Here is a 744-nt window from a genome sequence, read left to right on the forward strand (position 1 = left end):
AATAAGGCGGACAGGGCGCCGCGGCCAGTATAGAACGCGTCCTTCTCGCCCCGCAACTGCCCAGCCGCAGGCTCCCGGACTCCCCGCTTTGTCGATTTGGGTGATCATGAAGCCGTTGCCGTCTTCACCACCCATCATGAACACGAAACAGGCTGACTACGAAACGCTCGAAGCGCAAGGGGCGAAACCGGTCAAGATGTGGACGCGCGGCGTGCCCGTCGAGAGCGAGGCCAAGGAGCAACTGAGCAAACTGGCGCAGTTGCCCTTCATCTACCACCACGTCGCGGTGATGCCCGACGTGCACCTCGGCAAGGGCTCGACCATCGGCAGCGTGATCCCGACGCTCGGCGCGGTGATCCCGGCGGCGGTCGGCGTCGACATCGGCTGCGGCATGATGGCGGCCAAGACCACGCTGCGCGCGAGCGACCTGCCCGACAGTTTGGCGAAGCTGCGCAGCGCCATCGAACAGGCGATCCCGCATGGCATGTCGCCGAAGACGCGCAATGCCCGCGGCCGCGACGTCGGCTCCTGGGACCGCCCGCCGGCGCCGGTGGAAGCCGGCTGGGCGAAACTGAAGGACGAATTCGACGCCTTGTGCCGCAAGTGGCCCAAGCTGCGCGGCACGAACAACTACAAGCACCTGGGCACCCTGGGCAGCGTTTCCCTGATTGAGAAGAATTTTGTCAAAAGTTGTCAGTTAGCTGCGTCAGCCTGGCTATCATGACCTTGCCCGTTGGGCGCTAT

At 64.4% G+C, this 744-nt stretch carries 1 pseudogene; it reads left to right on the forward strand.

What is annotated here, in order from left to right:
• Positions 1 to 136 precede the first annotated feature (136 nt).
• Positions 137 to 694, forward strand: a pseudogene (locus tag KVT32_RS27970) (RtcB family protein); the annotation flags it as partial.
• Between the last annotated feature and the right edge of the window lie 50 nt (positions 695 to 744).

The sequence above is a fragment of the Achromobacter sp. GbtcB20 genome, assembly GCF_019091095.1.
Lineage (GTDB): Bacteria > Pseudomonadota > Gammaproteobacteria > Burkholderiales > Burkholderiaceae_B > Achromobacter > Achromobacter mucicolens.